This window comes from Neisseria sp. HMSC069H12 (assembly GCF_001812735.1).
Lineage (GTDB): Bacteria > Pseudomonadota > Gammaproteobacteria > Burkholderiales > Neisseriaceae > Neisseria > Neisseria subflava.
In genome coordinates, this window is the sequence record NZ_KV810229.1 from 1 (window position 1) to 19,425 (window position 19,425).

Here is a 19,425-nt window from a genome sequence, read left to right on the forward strand (position 1 = left end):
CAGGAATAAACAACGGCGATTGTTAGGTATAGTGAAAAACTACATAATTTATATTATGTTAAATTCATAAGTCTAATATTTTAGCCTGCCAACTCCTGTTTCTCTCAGTAGTATAATCACTTACAGAATTCAAACATAAAAGGCCGTCTGAAATTTTCATACGGCCTTTTTATTTATATCTCCCACCCTTTTCTAAGCAAATCCTTTATTGTTTTGATCGGCTGCTAATCAATTACCTACTCCAACTTTAATAAAGAGAAAGTGGGCAATCTACTCAATCCGTTTATGCCGCACCAACGCTATACGTTTCGCCCTTGCTGTCCGCTTGGCCGACAATGGCAGCAACAGCGGCGGCCAAGCCGTTGCGCGTCATGTATTTTTGCGGAATTTCTTGGGCATTTTGTGTCAAGGTATAGGTATTATCTTCGCCATCAGCAAGGCCGCAGGGGCGCAGGATGGTCCAATTCAAACCGCTTTGTTTGAGATAGATTTCAGCTTCTGTTTTGGCACGGACGGCTTCGCCGAGTGCCTGTTTGAACGGCTCGCTCATCATGTCCCATTGTTCACCGCAGCCCATGCTGGTAATCAGTACAAAGCGGGCTTGCGGATTGGCGGCTTTCGTAGCGGCAATGATGTTGATATTGCCCAGCGCATCGCTGCGGATGCCCTCTTCGTTTTTGCCGCCGACAAAACTGATCACAGTATCGGGACGATATTGTGCCAACGCTTTATCGAGCGCGTCGGCATCAAGCGCATCGGCGACGACGGTTTGGATATTGTGTTCGGCAAAAAAGCTGTCTTCAGACGGCCTTCTCAATACGGCGACGGTATCGGCTGAGTCAGTCAATGTGCTGATATAGGCGCGGCCGGACGGGCCGTTGGCTCCGAAGATGAGTTGCATGTTTGGGGTTCCTTTGTATGGTAGATGTTTGTTGTTAGAAAATCCGCTCCTCTATGCAACAAGGAACGGATTATCAGACCGTCTGAAACCGTTTAAGCGGCATCAAACAATTTGCGCATGGCTTCGATTTGGTGTTGTTTCAACTCGCCTGCCTCATCGCGGCCGACGAAAATTTTAAACATGGCGCCGCCGTTGCGGTTGATAAAGTTGAGCGAGCAAGTAGCTTTGCCCATGAACGGGCGTTCCAAAAGGTAGATGGAGGCGCAGTTTTCGTAATAGATATGACCGTGTACGCCGCCATCGGTTTCAGGATGGTCAAAGTTGTAGAAACCGCGGCCGACTTTGCCGTTAGGCAGTTTGCCGCTGACTTCGACGATGGCATCGGGGGTGTGGGCGATGAAGGTTACGGATTCATCCCATGCGGCAATGGCTTGGAGGATTTCGACTATGCGGCTGCCTTCGGTTTGACGCACGTTCTCTTCTGGCAGACAGCGGATAACGTCTTCAAAACTGCATTGGTTTTGCGCTGCCAGCATTTCCAGTACTTGACCGGGATTTTTTTCCAATGATTGACGCAACATGGTTTGTTGTTCGGCTGAAAGTTTTTGCATGGTTTGATCCTTTTCTTGAGTCGGAAGAGTGAGCATGAGTTTGCGGATAAGGGTGGGCGACCAATAACGGCCGCTGGTATTCAAACGGATCAGGCCGTCTGGATCGGGTTCTTTAAAAAGCTGCATTTCCTGCCATTGGGCAATCAGCTTTTGCGCTGCTTTGTTGCCGTCGAACAATAATGGATTCAGACGGCCTGTTTCAATATCGTGCTGGACTTTGCTGAGCAGTGCTTTATTTGGACTATGGCCGCTCATAAACGTGATGTTTTTCTCGCCTTTCGGCGTGGCGAGATAACTCTCCAAATCGCCCTGCACCTGATAGCTGAAACCGCCGAAGTTACCGCCTGCGCCGGAGCCGAACGCCAAACAGGGAATGTCCGATTTGATCAGGGTATTGTAGCGGTTGCGCTCGCCGCGGCCGGGATAGGCGAAGTGGCTGTTGCTGACCTGTTCCCAGCCTTTTTCCAGCAGTGTTTCAACCGTGTAGGCATATTGGTCTGCCTGAATATCGAAACCCGGCGGTGTCGGAAATGCGCCTTTTTCAATCATGCGGTTGATGGGCAGCATGGGATAAAGGTTGAACGCGTACGTATCCAAACCGGACAAGGGCAGCTCGGCGGCGCGGGCGATATCGTTTTGCCAAACGTCATCGGTTTGATTGGGCAGGCCGAACATCAAATCGGCTACAATCACGGCATCGAGTTCGCACAATTTTGCCAAATATTCAAACGCTTCGTCACCGCTGTGTTTGCGGCCGAGACGGCGGCGGATGGCGGTATTGAAGGTTTGCACGCCGATGGAAATGCGGTTGGCGCCTGCTTCGATGCAGGCCTGTGCTTTTTCCAAATCGAAATGGCTCATGCGCCCTTCGATGGTGAACTCGCAATCTTCGGCAAGCGGCAGATATTGGTAGCAGGCACGAATCAGGCGGACGAGGTCTTCCGTAAGCAACGCGGTAGGCGTACCGCCCCCGAAATAAACAGCTCGGATTTTGCCCTTACCTGTACGGACTTCGGCTTCAGCGGCCATTTCTTCGATAATTTTGTCGGTGTACACGCTGCTTTGGCTGTCCTTCCACGCATTACGGTAGAAGCCGCAAAAAACGCAATGGTTGGCGCAAAATGGAATATGCAGATAAGCAAGCGCGTCCACATCGGTGGCATGGGGAAGCTTTTTCTTCCAAATGTTCTGCCACTGGGGACGCGGCATTGGAACACCGCCCCAAACGGGCATTAATGCCTGACGTTCGGGAAATGCCTTGGGCGCGGATTGTTTCGGAGTCCAAACAAGCTGCTGTACCATGATAATGATTAATAAAAATTATTAATAAGATTTATATATTAAATAACCATCATCGTTTTCTTGTCAATATTTTTGCGTAATTTAAAATTAGTATTATTTTAGAATATTGTATTCTATAAATAATTAAATGTATTTCTATTTGATGAAAATCGGCATTTTATTTGTGAAATGCGCAAAATTTGGTTCTTCAAGTCGGGAATATCCTCCCATCTCGTTTCATTTTTGAACGATAAAATAAATTTTCTTTATCGTTTTTCAGACGGCCTGTTGGCACTCAGCTTCTGAAATAAAACCCTGCTTCATCTTCGCAACGGCGTATCTGCCAACCGTAAACCGATTCAAGCAAGTCGGGACGCATCACTTCGCCCACCTTGCCTGATGCAACGACTTTTCCTTTATCCATCAAAATAATATGTTCCGCATAACGCGCGGAGAGGTTTAAATCGTGCAATACCATCATTGATGAGGCACGGTTTGAATGCCCGATCAAATACTGCATCAGGCGGTGTTGGTGGCGGATATCGAGATGGTTGCACGGTTCGTCCAAAAGCAAGACCGGCGCGTTTTGCAACAGGGCGCGGATGATGTTGGCGCGTTGTTGCTCGCCACCTGAAAGCTTGCCGATGCGCTTATCCGCCAATGCCGTCAAATCAAAATAATCGAGCAACTCGTCCGCCCATTCATGGTTCAGACGGCCTTTTTGTATGAATGACGCCAACGCAATGTATTCGCGTACGGTCATCGGCATATTGTAACGGCCATGCTGCCCGACCCATGCCACCCTGCCCGCGCGGATTTGCGGCGCAACGGCCTCACCGAAAAGCGTGATTTCCCCCTGCCCTGTTTGCCCGATTAAGGCACGCAACAAAGTGGATTTGCCCGCGCCATTCGGACCGATAATGACGGTCATGCCCGAAGGTATATCCAGTTGATCGATTTCAAGCAGGGTTTTGTCTTGGACGCGGACAGAAAGATGACAGATTTGAAATAAGGTGTGCATGGCAAAAGATATGGGGCAATGAAGTTTCAGACGGCCTGTTTAGGCATCAACGGCTTTTCAAAGGCTTGATAAACAAATACATAAAAAATGGTCCGCCCAATAAGGCAATCACGATACCGACCGGCAGATCGACAGGGTATGTCAGCCAGCGCGCCGCCCCGTCCACCACCATCAAAAACACTGCGCCCAACCAAGCCGACAGCGCAATCAGTTTGCGCCGGCTACCGCCGACGGTTTGCGCCAGCACATTGGGGATCATCATGCCGAGAAAACCGATGATGCCCGAAAGCGATACTGCCGCCCCCGTCATCAATGCCGCGCCGATTACGGTTTGCACACGCAATGCCCCAACTGATACACCCATACTGGAAGCCGTGTCTTCCCCCGTCATCAAAACGTCCAGCCGCCTGCCTGCGGACAACAAAATCAGAAAACCGGGCAACATGACCGCGATTGCCGCAACAGGCGATGAAAAACCGGCTTCGGCAAGGCTGCCCGACAGCCATGTGGTCGCGCTACGCAATATCAAATCGTCAGATAAAAACAAAATCATGCTGACCACCGCGCCCGAAAACGCGCTCAACACAAACCCCAACACCAGCAATCCCAAAGTACCGCCGCCGAGCAGTTTGTGCACCGCCAAAATCAGCAGGCACACACCCAATGCACCGAGAAAAGCCGCCGCCGGCACACCCATCGCGCCACCACCCAAAGCCAATAGCACAATCACGCCCAAGGCCGCCCCACCCGATGTCCCGATCAAACTCGGATCGGCCAGCGGGTTCTCAAATAGAGCCTGCAATGCCGCACCCGAAGCGGACAAACCGGCTCCGACCAAAAGCGCGGTATAGATGCGCGGTAAACGGATTTGGCGGACGGTTTCATCCATCGCCAACGGCGATTCCCACGCGCCAAAACCGATGCCGCAACACAAATAAACGGCGGCGGCAGTAAGCAACAGGCAGAGGGTAAGGGTATGCGGTTTCATGGCGCAATGCGTTTCAAGCGGATTGGATAACGATTTCAGACGGCATTTTGAGAACAAGCCTGCACAAAGAAGGAATAAGCGGGCGCGTTTGAACAGAGGCCGTCTGAAAAAGCAAACATCAATCCAGCCTCTTTTCGAAGCAAGCGTATTTATTTCGCCAAACCGTGCAAACGCTGAATCACTTGCGGCGTATCCAGCCCGTAACGGAACATATCGTTGGCCTTCCACAAATAAATCTTGCCGTTTTTCGCGGCAGGCGAGCCGGCGATTTCGGGGCGTGCGGCAAAGGTTTTGACGTTGCCTATCATGGCGGTGTTGTGGTCGGCAATAATGATGATATCGGGTTTGGCCGCAATCCATGCCTCACGCGTCATCGGTTTGAGGCCGTCAATGGCGGCTGCGGCATTGATGCCGCCGGCACGGCGGATGATTTCGTCGGCGGCAGTATTTTTGCCCGATACGATGCGCCCGTCGTAGCTGAAGAGGTAGCGTTTGCCGCTGGAAGGCTGCTGTTTCATATCCGCCTGCCACTTACTGGCCAACTTGTCCGCCTGCGCGCTTTTGCCGATAAGCTGACCGATGTTGCGGATACTTTGCGGATAGGCGGCGATGCTGTCATCGGGCGCAACATTGACGGCTTTAATGCCTGCTTTTTGCAGGTGGGCAAAAATATCGGCAGGCTGCGCCATCCATGAACCGATGGCGATGTCGGGTTTGGCGGCCACAATCGGTTCAACCGTCAGACGGCGATGAATGCCGATACTGGGCTTGTTTTTCAACGCCGGATTTTGAACGGTCTGATCGCGGCCGACGATTTCGTCCAATGCGCCGAGTGCGGCAACGATGTCTGCCGTATCGGGGGTTAACACGACGATGCGTTGCGCGTGTGCAGTGCCGGCCAACGAAATAAACGCGGAAAGCAGGAGGAGTTTGAGTTTCATTGTTTTTCCTTGTTGCATGCTTTCAGACGGCCTGCTCATTTTCTCAGGCCGTCTGAAAACGGTTGAATCACATTAGAATTTAAGTTGTACGGTTGCGGCGAAATTGCGGCCGGTTTCGGTGTACAAGTCCATCACACTGGTACGGCTCATGCCGGCAACGTCTGCGTGCTGCCAGTATTTTTTGTTGCCGACGTTGTAAATGTTTACGCCGATTTCGAGGTTTTTAAACGGCTTGTACCACGCGCCGACATCCCATACGCCATAACCCGGCGCTTGGAAAACAGTGTCGCTGCTGACGCGGCTGTGTTTTTTCGACCAGCGCAGCTTGGTACCCACACCCCATTTTTCCTGCGTGTAATCCAAGCCCAAAACGCCGTTGAGCGGATAAGCGGAATCCAACGGTTTGCCGTCCTGCTGCTCACCGCGCATCCACGCGATGCTGCCCGAAACCTGCCAGTCGGGCAGGAATTTGTAGGCGGCGGAGGCTTCGGCACCGTAGGTTTTGACCCTATCCAGATTTTGATATTGGTACTGGATAATCGGGCGACCGCCAACGGTCGAGGTACCGATTTCAGTGCGGTTGATGAAGTTGCGGTAACGGTTGTAGAACGCGGTGACTTGCGCGCGGGCACGGTCGTTTTTGAACTTCATCCCCAATTCAAAGCTGTTGGAGCGTTCGGATTTGAGGTTGGCATTGGGAATGACGGCATAGCCGTAGGTTGTATTGGCAAACGCCATGGTCGCGCTGTCAAACGGAGGCGTGCGGAAGCCTTGGGAATAAGTGGCAAAACCGGTGAACTGCTCACCCATAGGCATGCTCAGGCGCAGGCTGGGCGTAAACGCGGAATCACTGAAGCGCGTCGCCGTTCCAGTGGGATTGGCGTTGAGATAGGCTTGGTCGGTCGACGTGTTCAGCTTGTCTTTTTCGTAACGTAAGGCCGGAGTTAGAACAATGCCGTTGCCGAAGGTCAGGCTGTCTTGCGCGTACAGGCTGAGGGTTTTGCGTTTGCTGTCGGGAAAGGTTTTGTTCGGATAGGTGCTGCCCGCATAGACTTTGCTGACGGCGCCGGTCAGGTTGTCCACGGTCAGGCTGTCGCGCGGACGGGCGGTTTCGGTATGTTTGTATTCGGCACCGGCAACGACGGTTTGTTTGACCGCGCCGTCAAATTCCCACACGCCGCGTCCGGTTAGACCGCGTATCACCTGCTCGAAGCCGTAATCGGAATAGCGGGTCGAGTTGCCCAGTTGGCGCGCGCCCATGCGGGTAATACTGACATCGACGGCATCGTCTTCCGTGCGCAGTTTTTGCTGATAGGCAGTCAGGTTCGCTTCTTTCAGACGGCCTTCGCCAGTGTAGCGGTAGCCTGCTTCAATGCGTTGGCGGCGGATGCGGTCGCGGGCGTTGCTTTCCGAAGTCGTTACCGTTACCGGCCCGCGCGATTGCGAACCCAAGCCGTTTGCCAACACGGTGTCGTTGGCGTGGTAATACTGTTCGTACAAGGTTTCAAAACGGTGACGTTCGTTGCCGATACTGCCTTTCGCCAAAATATTGTAGGCATTGTTTTTCTGCGGATTGGTGGCGGTGCGCGAAGTCGAGTAGCTTTTGTCGCCGCCCATGTTTTCCGTTTCGTGCCCTTGGCGACGCGTCAGCATTAGCAGGCCTTCGGCGTTTTCATGGAAACCGGCGGCTGTCGCCGTTACACCGTGGCTGCGGTCGCGGCTACGGTAGCCGTATTTCAGCCCAAAATAACCGCGTTTGCCCTCATCGACGAAATCACTCGGAGAAAGCGTCACCATATTCACCACACCGCCGAGTGCATCACTGCCGTACAGCGCGGAATAAGGGCCTTTGACAATATCGACCTGTTTGAGCGTGTCGCTTTCGACCATATCGCGTCCCGAAATCGCGCCGTTGGAACCGCCGCCCGCGTAGGACTCGGGAATGCGCACGCCGTCCACCATCATCAGGATGCGGTTGCCGTCTATGCCTCGGATATTGATACTGGCATGACCGCGGCGGTTGTTGTCTGACGGCACGCTGACGCCGGGCTCATACATCACGATATCGTCCAAATTCTGCGCCGAGGCTTGATTCAAGGTTTTACGTCCGACAACCGACACATTCGGCGCGGCTTTATCCAAGGTTTGCGCATTGCGGTCGGCCGTAACCACCACAGGCTCTATTTCTGCCTGAGCTACCGGCATCTGAGCCGCATATAACTGTCCGGAAAAAACCGCCCCTACTACACAGGCAATCGCTTTCTTTTTCATTACATAACCTTATTATTTAAATAATAATGGTTTGCATTTATAAAACAAATAGGCAGTTTTTGCAAGTTTGGGAACTGCAAGACAGCACTAACAAAGGTGCGGAGCATATGTATTCGTCTGACTACGCCTGCCTGCTCTAACCTGCCCATGATTGACTGATACGGCAGCGATGCGGCCGTTAAGCCATAAACGCAGTTTTCAGGCTATCTGAAAACCCTGTGCAGACTGCTTTTAAAGGCCGTCTGAAATCCGAAAAGCAGCCTGCACTTTGAAAAGCAAGGTGCAGGCTGCTTTAGGGTAATAAGCCGTTTATCAATCCAGTTTCAGGATTTCTCCGTCTTCCGGAACGTTCACACGGCTTTCAATGCCTTGACCGCGTATAAATTTACGCATATCGGCGCGGCTGACAGCGGTATGATTCACGGTATCCATGTGTACGGTGATGATTTTGGCTTTAGGCATGACTTGGCTGGCTTTTAATACATCAGCCGTCCCCATAATAATGCCGTCTGAAATGCCTGAAATCAGCGCGTAGCCCGTGTTCATAATCAGATAATCGGGTTTGTAGCGGTTCAATGCTTTGTTTACATCTGCCGTCCACACAGTATCACCCATAATATAAGCGGTTTTGTGTCCGCTGCTTTGGAATACCACACCCATTGCATCACCTAAGATTTCGGCTAGCTGCGGGTTGGCATACATGGCCTCTGTGCCATGTACGCCGCCGGTTTTGCTGATGGTTACGCCGTTGAAGACAGTGCTGCCGTTCAACACGCGTACATCAGTAAAGCCTTGGCTGCGGATTTTTGCCGCGTCGGCTTGGTGCTGCACATATACGGGCAGGTTTTTCGGAATGGAACGTGCGGCGGTTTCGTCCCAATGGTCTTCGTGAGTATGGGTAACGATAACCGCATCCACACCGTCCAAAATTTTATTCACGCTCATCGGCAGCCCGACCAGCGGCATTTTGGCTTGGCTGTTGAACGTGCCGGCAAAGCCGTTCATGGAATGCTTGGGGGCGAAAAACGGGTCAATCAAAAACGTCTGCCCCGCATATTCGACCTTGGCGGTAGCGTTACGGATATGTTGGTATGAATCGTCTGCCCAAGCGGAAAAGGCTGTCGCGCCCAAAACAGTGGCAAGAATAAATTGCTTGAATTTCATGATGTTGCTCCTTAAAAAATCATGGAGCGTATTTTAAGCAGCAAGTGCATCGGTTAAAATAGGCAATATTGCCAATAAACGCAAGGATAGTGACAAAATGTCGTCTGAAAACGAGCGTAACGAGTTTCGCCAAAATCAAACTGTTCCCAAAATCGTGCTATATGCTCAATCAGGCACGAATGATTTTGTCTTCAACATTCCCTTTTCTGTTTTTCAGACGACCTATCGGAACCATCCGCTCTTTGACCTGAAAATCTGTTCCGATGACAGCAAAGACGTTATCACGGCACTGGGCGCAAGTATTCCCGTACACGGTGGCTTGGATTTGACGGAAGAAGCCGACATCATCGTCATCGCAGGCTGGCGCAATATTGAAGAAGCCCCGACACCTGAGTTGAGCGCACATTTACAGAAAGCAGTACAACGTGGCGCGCATATCACCGCCCTATGTTACGGCACTTACGCCCTTGCCTACACAGGACTTTTAGACGGCAGAACCGCTGCCACCCACTGGCTTGCCGAAGACGACTTTGTCCGCCGTTTCCCTAAAATTCATCTGGATACCAACCGCCTATATGCGGAAGACGGCAACTTTTTAACATCGGCAGGTGCGGCGGGCGGGCTGGATTGCTGCCTGTACCTCGTCCGCAAAATCCACGGTGCAACCGTTGCTAACGACCTTGCCCGTACCTTGGTTGCGGCACCACACCGCGAAGGCGGGCAGGCACAGTTTATCCACCGACCTGTCGAACGTCGTACCGCCGATGACAAAATCAATCACTTATTGGACGAACTGCGCCAAAACCTTGCCACCCCATACCGCTTGGACGATTTGGCAAAAAAATTAGCTGTTTCCCGTCGTACCTTTATCCGCCATTTTTCTCAAGCCACAGGCATGAATTTCGGTGAATGGCTCACCACAGAGCGGCTATGGCAGGTACAGGATTTGTTGGAAAATACGGATTTGCCGATAGAACGCATCGCCGAACAAAGCGGCTTCGGCAGCGCGGCAAACCTACGTTTGCAGTTCAAAGCCAAGTTTAAAATCAATCCGAATGCCTGGCGGAAAGTATTTGGCAGATAGCTCGCGTTAGTCAATCCAAAATACCTGAGTGCGGGCTGCTTCGGAGGTCTCCACTGAAACCGAGTTTCCCGCCAAACTGCCGCAGGCGGAATAAAACGTGAAAGTCAGACAAATACTTGCCCAAGGCAGGCGTATTAACTTCATCTAATTCACGCCGCATACGGTGATTTCCGCTCTCTCTACAAAGGAACAGAGCATATGTATTCGTTACGCCTACCTGTACAAACACCACCAGATGACATTCCATCACAGCACCGTTTACCGCCACCTTCATCAAGATAATCGACAAAGATCGAAAGGCGCATCACCGAAAAAACATTTAGCCACGGAACGCCAAGTGTTTTATTCTTGAATCTGTTCCAACCACTGGTACCCGAATGTTGCATTTGAAATCTGAATCCAAGCCTGTCTGAAATTTTCAAACAGGCTTTTATTTGTTCCACTTATCCCTCACCCTTCTATTTACCTCAAACTCAAAAAACATTTCTATATTATTAAAAATTAGTTAGAATTTCACAAAATCATAAATAATAATCAAACTTATTTGTATTATTTTAGTCAGAGTGTAATCGCATCTATTCGATCTGTCTCATTCAGATGGCCTTACCAATCAAGTTATATGGATACATTCTATGCAACCGATTAAAGTCACCACCCTCTCCGCCTGTATCGCCGCCATTGGTTTCGTCCCTGCCGTTTATGCTGCAGACAATTCGACAGTTATTCTCGATACCATCACGGTCAAAGGCACACGCAATAAAGACAAAATCGGTAAAAACCGGGTCTATACCCGCGAAGTCGTCAATCTTTACAAAGGCAAAAACGAAGTTGAGACCTTCAAAGGCAACACCGTATCCGACCTTTTGAGCGGTATGTCCGGCGTGTACAGCGGCGCGCTGGATCCCAATATACGCGGCGTACAGTGACAGGGACGGATTCCCGTTACCATCGACGGCACGGAGCAGGCGATTACCGTCTGGCGCGGCTACGCAGGCGCAAACAACCGCAACTACGTCGACCCCAACATCATCAGCAGCGTTTCCATCGAAAAAGGCCCATCGTTCAGCCGTGATATGAAAAGCGGCATAGGCGGCTCCGTCGCCCTGAAAACCATCGATGCCGACGATATTGTCCCCGAAGGGCAGAAATACGGCTTTGAAGTGAAGGCGGAGGCTGCCAATAATTCCATCAAACAACGTGCCAATATCTATGAAAAATCAGTCGATTATCGGACATTGGATGATCCTACCGTCGCACTCGGCGGTATTTGGCGGGCAATGTTGGACGATACCGACCGAGTCAGCCAACGTTTTAGCGGACGCAATAAATTTGGTGAGGATAAAGCCTACCGTATTGCCGTCGCCACCAAGCAGGACAATTTCGATGCCATGCTCGCCTACGCCTACCGCAGTAAAGGCAATTATTTCTCCGGCAAAAAAGGGGCGGAACGCTACGGTTATATCGGTCCTTGGACAATGGAGACGGTCAATGAATTAAACAGACAGATTGCAGATGCCGCTGCAAGAGGCGAAAAATTCTACGGAAGCGAGGCAATGTTGGGCGCACCTGATATTGCGAGAATTGGGCTTTTCTACCATCCGGGCGGCGAAGTAACCAATACTTCGCTGGAAAATAAATCATGGCTAGGCAAAACTACCTTCCGCTTGCCCAACCGCCAAACCTTGAAATTCGGGCTGCGTCATACAGACTCCATTTTTGGTGAAATCATGCCCTCCCGCGTCATTGGTCCGCTATTCAGTACGCCGGATAATCTGAATAAAATTGCCGAATGGCCGAGGGCATGGGTCAAACAGCGTTCCTACAATATCGATTATTCATGGAAGCCCGAAGGCAACCGTTGGATAGATTTCGATGCGTCATTGTGGACGACCCGTACCAAATCCAAAACCAATACCGCAGGCGGTTCGCCCGGTGATGCCATGTATGAAGACAGGACGGATGGTGTCGAACAGCTTCCAAACACCAACGGACGCTTCAATACCATAGAGGGTAATGCCTACTATGCCAACAATACCCGCAACGGTTTCAACTTTTCCAACCGTATGAAATTGCACGATAAGCTGACGCTGACCTTAATGGGAGATTTCCAAAATGAAAAATTGAGATCCCGTAATGAGTTTTCAGAAGAATTAAGTCATGATGGTTTGGATAAATACAGGGAAGAAATAGAGGCATCACAATTGGCTACCAATACCGAACTGACAAGATTCGGCGAGCCGAGGAACGGTAGGCGCAGAGAATGGAATTTTGGTTTCAATTTCCGCTACCAGCCGATGAGCTGGCTGACTCTGACGGCAGGAGCGCGCTATACCAACTTCAAGATACAGGACGACAACGAGCGGCTGAAAACCGGATTTGACAAATACAACAATCCCTTACAAGTCAATCGAGGTGAGGTATTTCAGTTTACCCGTGTAGCAACCGAGCAGGAATATCGTGATTATCTGAATGCGATTAACAATGACGAATTCAATGCGGCAAGAGACAGTATTGAAATAGATGATAGAGGGGTGGCAATATTAAATCCCCAACCTCATAATGACGAAAACAGACCAAGGCTGGACAAGCTGAAATACTATTGGCGTAAAGACGATAGAGGTCGTCTGAATCCTGCTGACAACCCCTGGTTTACCGTTTTCGATTTACACAGCCAAACCGTCAATCCTGCCTACGATCCAAACGATCCGGACAGTCTGCGCACAGTCCAGAAATATATGTTTATGCCTCGTAGCGACAAAATATACAGATCCCCGATTACCCCTGCTGAACTACAACGTGCCCACAAACAGGGTGGCAGCGGATGGGCTCCTGCATTCTCAGCCGCCGTCAATTTTACCGATAATGCCCGAGCTTATCTGCGCTATACCGAATCCCTACGTTTCCCCAGCATATTTGAGGGGACTTATGGCTTCTCGACTGCTGCGGGTTCATTTGCGCGAATGGGATACGGTTGGCAGCCCGAATACGCCAAAAACTGGGAAGTCGGCTACATTCATGATTTAACTGGACTGTTTCCAAAAATGAAAAATGCGGATTTCCGCATCAACTACTTCCGCAACAAAACCAAAAATATCATCGACAGGGACGAGAATTTTGAATTCGAGCAATTCGACAAACAAATCCGTACCGGCGTGGAGTTACAGGCACGCTTCGACAGCGGCAGGTTTTTTGGAGGAGTCGGCGTATTGCGTACGCTCAAAAACAAAGTTTGCGACAAATCTTTTTCCGTTTCCAGTGTACATGATTCCAGTTACTTGACTGGCGGCGGATTTATTCCTGCTCCCGAATGCAATTACGGCGGTTTGACCGATAACGGTTATCTTGCCAGTATGGTTCAGCCGCGCTGGTCGGTTGATGCCGACTTGGGTGGACGCTTCTTCCACAACAAATTGGAAAGCGGTATCCGCTTTCATTACCACAGCCGTGTTTATCAAAACTGCCGTACGGTATGGCAGGCATATTACGATCAATTAAACCGTATCAATGACTATAATCTTCAAGCGGATACAGATACCATGCGTTGGCAGCCTGTCGCCTACCTGCGCTACAAAATCGGTAAAAACCTGACTGCCGAGCTGGTGGGCAGCAATCTGACCAACCGCTACTACCTCGACCCGATGAGCCGCTCCTATCTGCCTGCACCGGGCAGGACAATACGCATTGGGATAACTGGAAAATGGTAATGACCAATTAATCATTTGGGGAGTAAAAAGGCCGTCTGAACATTGGGTTTTAGACGGCTTTTTACATGATGGCTTAGTTATGCCCTACTCTTTCATGTTATATGAAAGTTGAAGCTAACCTGCATAATTTTTATATCTTCTGCTTTGGAATTAAAAAGGCTGCTTGAAAATGAAACGTCTATATTTCAGACGGCCTTTGCTTTATAGCAAACTCAAAATTTAAGCCACGAAATCCAACCCTATGTCCAGCGAACGGCTGCTGTGGGTCAGATAGCCAAGGGCGATGCCGTCCACGCCGGTTTGTGCCACGCGCTTCAGGCGGTCGAAGCCGATGCCGCCCGATGCTTCGCAATAGATGGTGTGGGGGTGGGCGGTTTGCGTGTGGCAGCGGTTTGCCGCTTCTTTCAGGGTTTCGTCGTCCATGTTGTCCAGCAAAATCCGTTCTGCGCCCGCCGCGATGGCTTCGTCCAGTTGGGGCAACGTGTCCACTTCGATTTCCACGCAAGTCAACGGTCCAACTGCCTGTTTTGCCTGCCGAACGGCTTGGGCGATGCTGTCGCAATAGGCGAGATGGTTGTCTTTAATGAGTACGGCGTCGTCCAAACCCATACGGTGGTTTACGCCGCCGCCTGCCCTGACGGCGTATTTTTGCAGGACGCGCAGCAGGGGGATGGTTTTGCGGCTGCACACGATGTCTGTGCCGTATTCAGCGACTTCGACAACGGCACACGCGGTGGCGGTGGCGATGCCGCTTAAGTGCGTGAGGTAGTTGAGTGCGGTGCGTTCGGCGGCGAGCAGGGCGCGGGCGTTGCCTTCGACGGCGGCAAGCGTCTGACCTGCGCGGACGGTTTGCCCGTCTTGGATTTCGGCTTGGAAGCGGACGGACGGATCCATCGTCTGAAAGGCGAGACGCGCCAAGTCCATGCCGGCGATGACGCCGTCTTCACGGCTGACGAGGAAGAGTTTGGCGGTTTTGTCGGGCGCGATGACGGCGGCGGACGTAATGTCGCCGCGCCTGCCCAAATCTTCGCTCAAGGCTTGTTCCACCATGGGGCGCAACAGGGTGTCGGGCAGGGGGAAGAGGGTGTTTTCAGACGACATGGGGTTTCCTTTGTTGAAAAAGATTGATGTTGCACCGATGGGGAAAAACTTCATTTGAGGTCGTCTGAAAATGGGCTAACGGCTGCCCAGCGGCAGTCCGATATCAGAAATCAACTGATCGGGCAGGACATCGTCGCGGAAGCGGTAAAGCTGAGCAGGACGGCCTTTACTGCCTGATACGCCGGTATCCGACGGCTCGATAAGGTTTTGCTGCTGAATCTGGCGGCGGAAGTTTTGCTTATGCAGCAATCTGCCGCTGATGGCTTCGACGCTGTTTTGCAGTTGCAGCAGTGTAAATTCGGGCGGCATCAGTTCGAAAATCACGGGGCGGTATTTGATTTTGGCGCGTAGGCGGGATAAGGCTGTCGCCAGTACGCGGCGATGGTCGTGGCGCATGGGCTGCCCCGTGAGCGCGAAGTCGAAGTTTGCCTGCGGCTCGGCGGCTTCCGCTATCAGGCCGCTTTCATACAGCATTTCATAGCGTTGCAAAACGTATTCTTCCGACCAGTTTTCAGGTTCTACCCCCCAGCACAAATGAATACGCTTGAGTCGTTTTTGGCGTACTTCCTCCGTATCCGCAGAGTTTGCCCAAATGCGCAGGCGGCTGACGATGGTCTCATGTTGCCTACCGGCGCTACGTAAATCTTCCCACGGAAAATAGCAATAGCAGTCCTGCCATTTCGCGTCGGGATGCAGGATGTTGTCGGCCGCCTCGCGCACCAGTCCTAAATAGCTGACGTATAAGACAGGTAAGCCTTGTTCATTTTGGCGGCTCGTATCTACAAACGTATAAAGCTGTTCTACATAGCCCATAGGCTGTGATGTCTGTTTGGCAACCCACATCCTGACCCCTGCTTGCAGAGAGTGGCGAAGTGGTGCAAGCAAGCCATTGGGTAATAGCTCTCCCTGGGCAACTGTCAAAACCCTCAAGCTGCCGTTTGTAATAGCGATCAATACAGGAACAAGCTCGACGATACTTTGCGGATTGACCGCTGTTTCAGGATAGGCATCCATGCATGGCTTTCATTCAAGAGAAAACCTTATTGTAAACCAAAGCGGTTTTCAGACGACCTTGCATATTATACTCAATTTGAGCATAATATAAAACTATTTCAAAATATAAACGGCAAACCTTCATGCCGTCTGAAAAACCAGCCACAAGGAAACATCATGCAAACCGCCGCCCGCCGCTCGTTCGATTACGACATGCCCCTCATCCAAACGCCGACTTCCGCCTGCCAAATCCGACAGGCTTGGGCGAAGGTTGCCGATACGCCAGACCGCGAGACGGCGGGCTACCTGAAAAACGAAATCAAGGCTTTGCTGAAGGAAAAAAACGCAGTTTTGGTAGCGCATTATTATGTTGATCCGCTGATTCAGGATTTGGCTTTGGAAACGGGCGGGTGCGTGGGCGATTCGCTGGAGATGGCGCGCTTCGGCGCGGAACATGAAGCCGGCACGCTGGTGGTGGCGGGCGTGCGCTTCATGGGCGAGAGCGCGAAAATCCTCTGCCCTGAAAAAACAGTACTGATGCCCGATTTGGAGGCGGAATGTTCTTTGGATTTGGGCTGCCCGGAAGAGGCGTTTTCGGCGTTTTGCGACCGACACCCCGACCGTACGGTGGTGGTGTACGCCAACACTTCCGCCGCCGTGAAAGCGCGTGCCGACTGGGTGGTAACGTCTTCGGTGGCGTTGGAAATCGTGTCGTATTTGAAATCGCGCGGCGAGAAGCTGATTTGGGGGCCCGACCGCCATCTCGGCGACTACATCCGCCGCGAAACGGGCGCGGATATGCTGCTGTGGCAGGGTTCGTGCATCGTCCACAACGAATTCAAAGGGCAGGAGCTGGCGGCCTTGAAGGCGAAGCACCCCGACGCGGCGGTGCTGGTTCACCCCGAATCGCCGCAAAGCGTCATCGAATTAGGCGACGTGGTCGGCTCGACCAGCAAACTGCTGAAGGCCGCCGTATCGCGTCCCGAAAAAAAATTCATCGTGGCAACCGATTTGGGCATCCTGCACGAAATGCAAAAGCAGGCGCCCGACAAAGAATTTATCGCCGCGCCGACGGCGGGCAACGGCGGAAGCTGCAAAAGCTGCGCGTTCTGCCCGTGGATGGCGATGAATTCGCTGGGCGGCATCAAATACGCCCTAACAGGCGGGCGCAACGAAATCCTGTTGGACAGGAAGCTGGGCGAAGCCGCCAAACTGCCTTTGCAGCGTATGCTCGACTTCGCGGCAGGACTCAAGCGCGGGGATGTGTTCAACGGCATGGGGCCCGCCTGATTTGCCGTCAATATTTATAGTGGATTAACAAAAATCAGGACAAGGCGACGAAGCCGCAGACAGTACAATTAGTACGGAACCGATTCACTTGGTGCTTCAGCACCTTAGAGAATCGTTCTCTTTGAGCTAAGGCGAGGCAACGCCGTACTGGTTTAAATTTAATCCACTATACCGTTTCAGACGACCTCTCAAACAAGGACAACACCATGCAAACCGATTGCGACGTATTGATTGCCGGAAACGGGCTGGCGGCACTGACGCTCGCCCTGTCGCTGCCTGAATCGTTCCGCATCGTCATTTTGTGCAAAAACCGGCTGGACGACACCGCCAGCCGTCATGCGCAAGGCGGGATTGCGGCGGCGTGGTCGGGAGAGGACGACATCGAAAAACACGTTGCCGATACCTTGGAGGCGGGCGCGGGTTTGTGCGACGAAGCCGCCGTCCGCACCATCCTGTCGCAGGGCAAACCGGCAATCGAATGGCTGCTGGCGCAGGGCGTGGCGTTCGACCAAAATAATAACGGCCTGCACCTGACGCGCGAAGGCGGGCATACCTGCCGCCGAATCGCCCACGTCGCCGATTACACGGGCGAAGCCGTCATGCAGAGCCTGATTGCCCAAATACGCCGCCGCCCGAACATCCGCGTTTGCGAGCGGCAGATGGCGTTGGACATTCAAACCGAATCAGGCGCAGCGTGCGGACTGACCGTCCTCGACTGCCGAACGCAAGAAACCTACCGCATCCGCGCCCGCCATACCGTACTCGCGGGCGGCGGCCTCGGGCAAATTTACGCCGCCACCACCACGCCGCCCGAATGCACGGGCGACGCCATCGCCATGGCAATACGCGCAGGTTGCGCAGTCGAAAACCTCGAATTTATCCAATTCCACCCCACAGGCTTGGCAAGGTCGTCTGAAAACGGCCGCACCTTCCTGATTTCCGAAGCCGTGCGCGGCGAAGGCGGCATTCTGACCAACCAAGCGGGCGAACGGTTTATGCCGCATTACGACCGCCGCGCCGAACTCGCGCCGCGCGACATCGTTGCCCGCGCCATCGCCGCCGAAATCGCCAAGCAAACGCAAGACTTCGTCTCGCTCGACATCAGCCATCAACCCGCAGAGTTCGTCCGTCAGCATTTCCCGTCCATCCATCGACACTGTTTATCCCAATGCGGTTTGGATATCACGCGCCAAGCCATCCCCGTCCGTCCAGTGCAACACTACACCTGCGGCGGCATCCAAACCGACCCCTGCGGCAGAACTTCCCTGCCACAGCTCTACGCCTTAGGCGAAACCGCCTGCACAGGGCTGCACGGAGCCAACCGCCTCGCCAGCAACTCCCTGCTCGAATGCGTCGTTACCGCCAGGCTTGCCGCCCAAACCATCGCAGACGGACAAGCGTTCCAAACCGCACTGCCCCAAAGGTCGTCTGAAAACCCCTCCGCCGAAGCAGGCATCTTTTCAGACGACCTCCAAAACACATTCAGCCGCCCCGTCCTGCAAGCCTTCAACCAACACCATCTCGGTATCCTCCGCAACGATACCGGCCTGCGCCGCGCCATCGCCCAACTGCGGCTTTGGAAGCAAAACCAAGCCGAGCCGCACACCGCGTCCGAATACGAAAACCGCAACCTGCTCGAATGCAGCCTCGCCGTCACCCAAGCCGCATACAGGCGGAGACAGAACATCGGAGCACATTTTAATAGTGATTGTTAAGGCTGATAGTGAAAACATTTCTTCAATAAATAAAGTCATTGACTGAAAAAGAAAAGGTTCACACATGATTTAGGAAAGATTGAAAGAAAGTAGGAGAAACGGTGGAAACTAAAATGCAGGGATTGACAGTAGTTATAAGCGATAATAACTAATCAACAATGGTCTTTGCATTTTGTAGAGAGAAAAAAGATAGGATTAATGAAATAAGACCATCTGAACAGTTTTGAATAAGTTCAAACAAAGTTAGCACAATTCACTATCTTTTCCCTACCCTATTTTGTCAGGGATAATAGAGTCACAGTAAAATTAAACAGCCAAATTTCTATCAAAACCTATTGATTTTATACTAAAAATTGGAGT

12 protein-coding genes and 1 pseudogene are annotated in these 19,425 nt (G+C 52.0%); 4 read left to right on the forward strand and 9 right to left on the reverse strand.

Features of this window, described 5'->3' with window-relative positions:
• Positions 1–283: 283 nt before the first annotated feature.
• The 7 genes from HMPREF2872_RS00005 to HMPREF2872_RS00035 all read right to left on the reverse strand — a co-directional run bounded on the left by HMPREF2872_RS00005 (position 284) and on the right by HMPREF2872_RS00035 (position 9,178).
• Positions 284–901: an NAD(P)H-binding protein gene (locus HMPREF2872_RS00005; protein WP_070630288.1), complete on the reverse strand. Its 618-nt coding sequence runs from the start codon at positions 899–901 to the stop codon at positions 284–286.
• Positions 902–993: 92 nt separating this feature from the next.
• On the reverse strand, positions 994–2,814 hold the full coding sequence (gene hutW / locus HMPREF2872_RS00010; protein WP_070630289.1) for a heme anaerobic degradation radical SAM methyltransferase ChuW/HutW: 1,821 nt from the start codon (positions 2,812–2,814) through the stop codon (positions 994–996).
• A 274-nt stretch (positions 2,815–3,088) separates the two neighbouring features.
• On the reverse strand, positions 3,089–3,814 hold the full coding sequence (locus HMPREF2872_RS00015) for an ABC transporter ATP-binding protein (protein ID WP_070630291.1): 726 nt from the start codon (positions 3,812–3,814) through the stop codon (positions 3,089–3,091).
• Positions 3,815–3,860: 46 nt separating this feature from the next.
• Entirely contained in the window at positions 3,861–4,802 is a 942-nt protein-coding gene (locus HMPREF2872_RS00020) for a FecCD family ABC transporter permease (RefSeq protein WP_070630293.1), read from the reverse strand.
• Positions 4,803–4,951: 149 nt separating this feature from the next.
• Complete coding sequence (locus HMPREF2872_RS00025) at positions 4,952–5,743, reverse strand: heme/hemin ABC transporter substrate-binding protein (RefSeq protein WP_049249087.1); 792 nt, start codon at positions 5,741–5,743, stop codon at positions 4,952–4,954.
• Between the two features lie 72 nt (positions 5,744–5,815).
• On the reverse strand, positions 5,816–8,014 hold the full coding sequence (locus HMPREF2872_RS00030; protein ID WP_070630294.1) for a TonB-dependent hemoglobin/transferrin/lactoferrin family receptor: 2,199 nt from the start codon (positions 8,012–8,014) through the stop codon (positions 5,816–5,818).
• A 312-nt stretch (positions 8,015–8,326) separates the two neighbouring features.
• Positions 8,327–9,178 (reverse strand): MBL fold metallo-hydrolase, encoded by an 852-nt coding sequence (locus tag HMPREF2872_RS00035; RefSeq protein WP_003752403.1) that lies wholly within the window; start codon positions 9,176–9,178, stop codon positions 8,327–8,329.
• Between the two features lie 97 nt (positions 9,179–9,275).
• On the opposite strand from HMPREF2872_RS00035, the gene HMPREF2872_RS00040 reads away from it, so the two are divergent.
• The gene (locus tag HMPREF2872_RS00040; RefSeq protein ID WP_070630295.1) at positions 9,276–10,262 is read left to right on the forward strand and encodes a GlxA family transcriptional regulator; all 987 of its coding nucleotides are present in this window, start codon (positions 9,276–9,278) and stop codon (positions 10,260–10,262) included.
• Between the two features lie 632 nt (positions 10,263–10,894).
• A pseudogene (locus HMPREF2872_RS00045) lies at positions 10,895–13,966 on the forward strand (TonB-dependent receptor).
• A 219-nt stretch (positions 13,967–14,185) separates the two neighbouring features.
• Here HMPREF2872_RS00045 and nadC read toward each other — a convergent pair.
• Both nadC and HMPREF2872_RS00055 read right to left on the reverse strand, forming a co-directional pair.
• Complete coding sequence (gene nadC, locus HMPREF2872_RS00050; protein WP_070630297.1) at positions 14,186–15,067, reverse strand: carboxylating nicotinate-nucleotide diphosphorylase; 882 nt, start codon at positions 15,065–15,067, stop codon at positions 14,186–14,188.
• A gap of 75 nt (positions 15,068–15,142) precedes the next feature.
• A complete protein-coding gene (locus HMPREF2872_RS00055; protein WP_049351019.1) occupies positions 15,143–16,081 on the reverse strand; it encodes an NUDIX hydrolase in 939 nt (312 codons plus the stop codon).
• A 156-nt stretch (positions 16,082–16,237) separates the two neighbouring features.
• On the opposite strand from HMPREF2872_RS00055, the gene nadA reads away from it, so the two are divergent.
• Together nadA and nadB are read left to right on the forward strand one after the other, a co-directional pair.
• Entirely contained in the window at positions 16,238–17,350 is a 1,113-nt protein-coding gene (nadA, locus tag HMPREF2872_RS00060; protein WP_049351018.1) for a quinolinate synthase NadA, read from the forward strand.
• A gap of 206 nt (positions 17,351–17,556) precedes the next feature.
• Positions 17,557–19,065 carry an L-aspartate oxidase gene (gene nadB, locus HMPREF2872_RS00065; protein ID WP_070630299.1) on the forward strand — a complete coding sequence of 503 codons (1,509 nt, stop codon included), beginning with the start codon at positions 17,557–17,559 and terminating at the stop codon, positions 19,063–19,065.
• Positions 19,066–19,425: the final 360 nt, after the last annotated feature.

Coding starts and splice junctions, on each gene's coding strand:
- HMPREF2872_RS00005 (WP_070630288.1), bottom strand. CDS start 901: ATGCAACTCATCTTCGGAGCCAACGGCCCGTCCGGCCGCGCCTATATC.
- hutW (WP_070630289.1), bottom strand. CDS start 2,814: ATGGTACAGCAGCTTGTTTGGACTCCGAAACAATCCGCGCCCAAGGCA.
- HMPREF2872_RS00015 (WP_070630291.1), bottom strand. CDS start 3,814: ATGCACACCTTATTTCAAATCTGTCATCTTTCTGTCCGCGTCCAAGAC.
- HMPREF2872_RS00020 (WP_070630293.1), bottom strand. CDS start 4,802: ATGAAACCGCATACCCTTACCCTCTGCCTGTTGCTTACTGCCGCCGCC.
- HMPREF2872_RS00025 (WP_049249087.1), bottom strand. CDS start 5,743: ATGAAACTCAAACTCCTCCTGCTTTCCGCGTTTATTTCGTTGGCCGGC.
- HMPREF2872_RS00030 (WP_070630294.1), bottom strand. CDS start 8,014: ATGAAAAAGAAAGCGATTGCCTGTGTAGTAGGGGCGGTTTTTTCCGGA.
- HMPREF2872_RS00035 (WP_003752403.1), bottom strand. CDS start 9,178: ATGAAATTCAAGCAATTTATTCTTGCCACTGTTTTGGGCGCGACAGCC.
- HMPREF2872_RS00040 (WP_070630295.1), top strand. CDS start 9,276: ATGTCGTCTGAAAACGAGCGTAACGAGTTTCGCCAAAATCAAACTGTT.
- nadC (WP_070630297.1), bottom strand. CDS start 15,067: ATGTCGTCTGAAAACACCCTCTTCCCCCTGCCCGACACCCTGTTGCGC.
- HMPREF2872_RS00055 (WP_049351019.1), bottom strand. CDS start 16,081: ATGGATGCCTATCCTGAAACAGCGGTCAATCCGCAAAGTATCGTCGAG.
- nadA (WP_049351018.1), top strand. CDS start 16,238: ATGCAAACCGCCGCCCGCCGCTCGTTCGATTACGACATGCCCCTCATC.
- nadB (WP_070630299.1), top strand. CDS start 17,557: ATGCAAACCGATTGCGACGTATTGATTGCCGGAAACGGGCTGGCGGCA.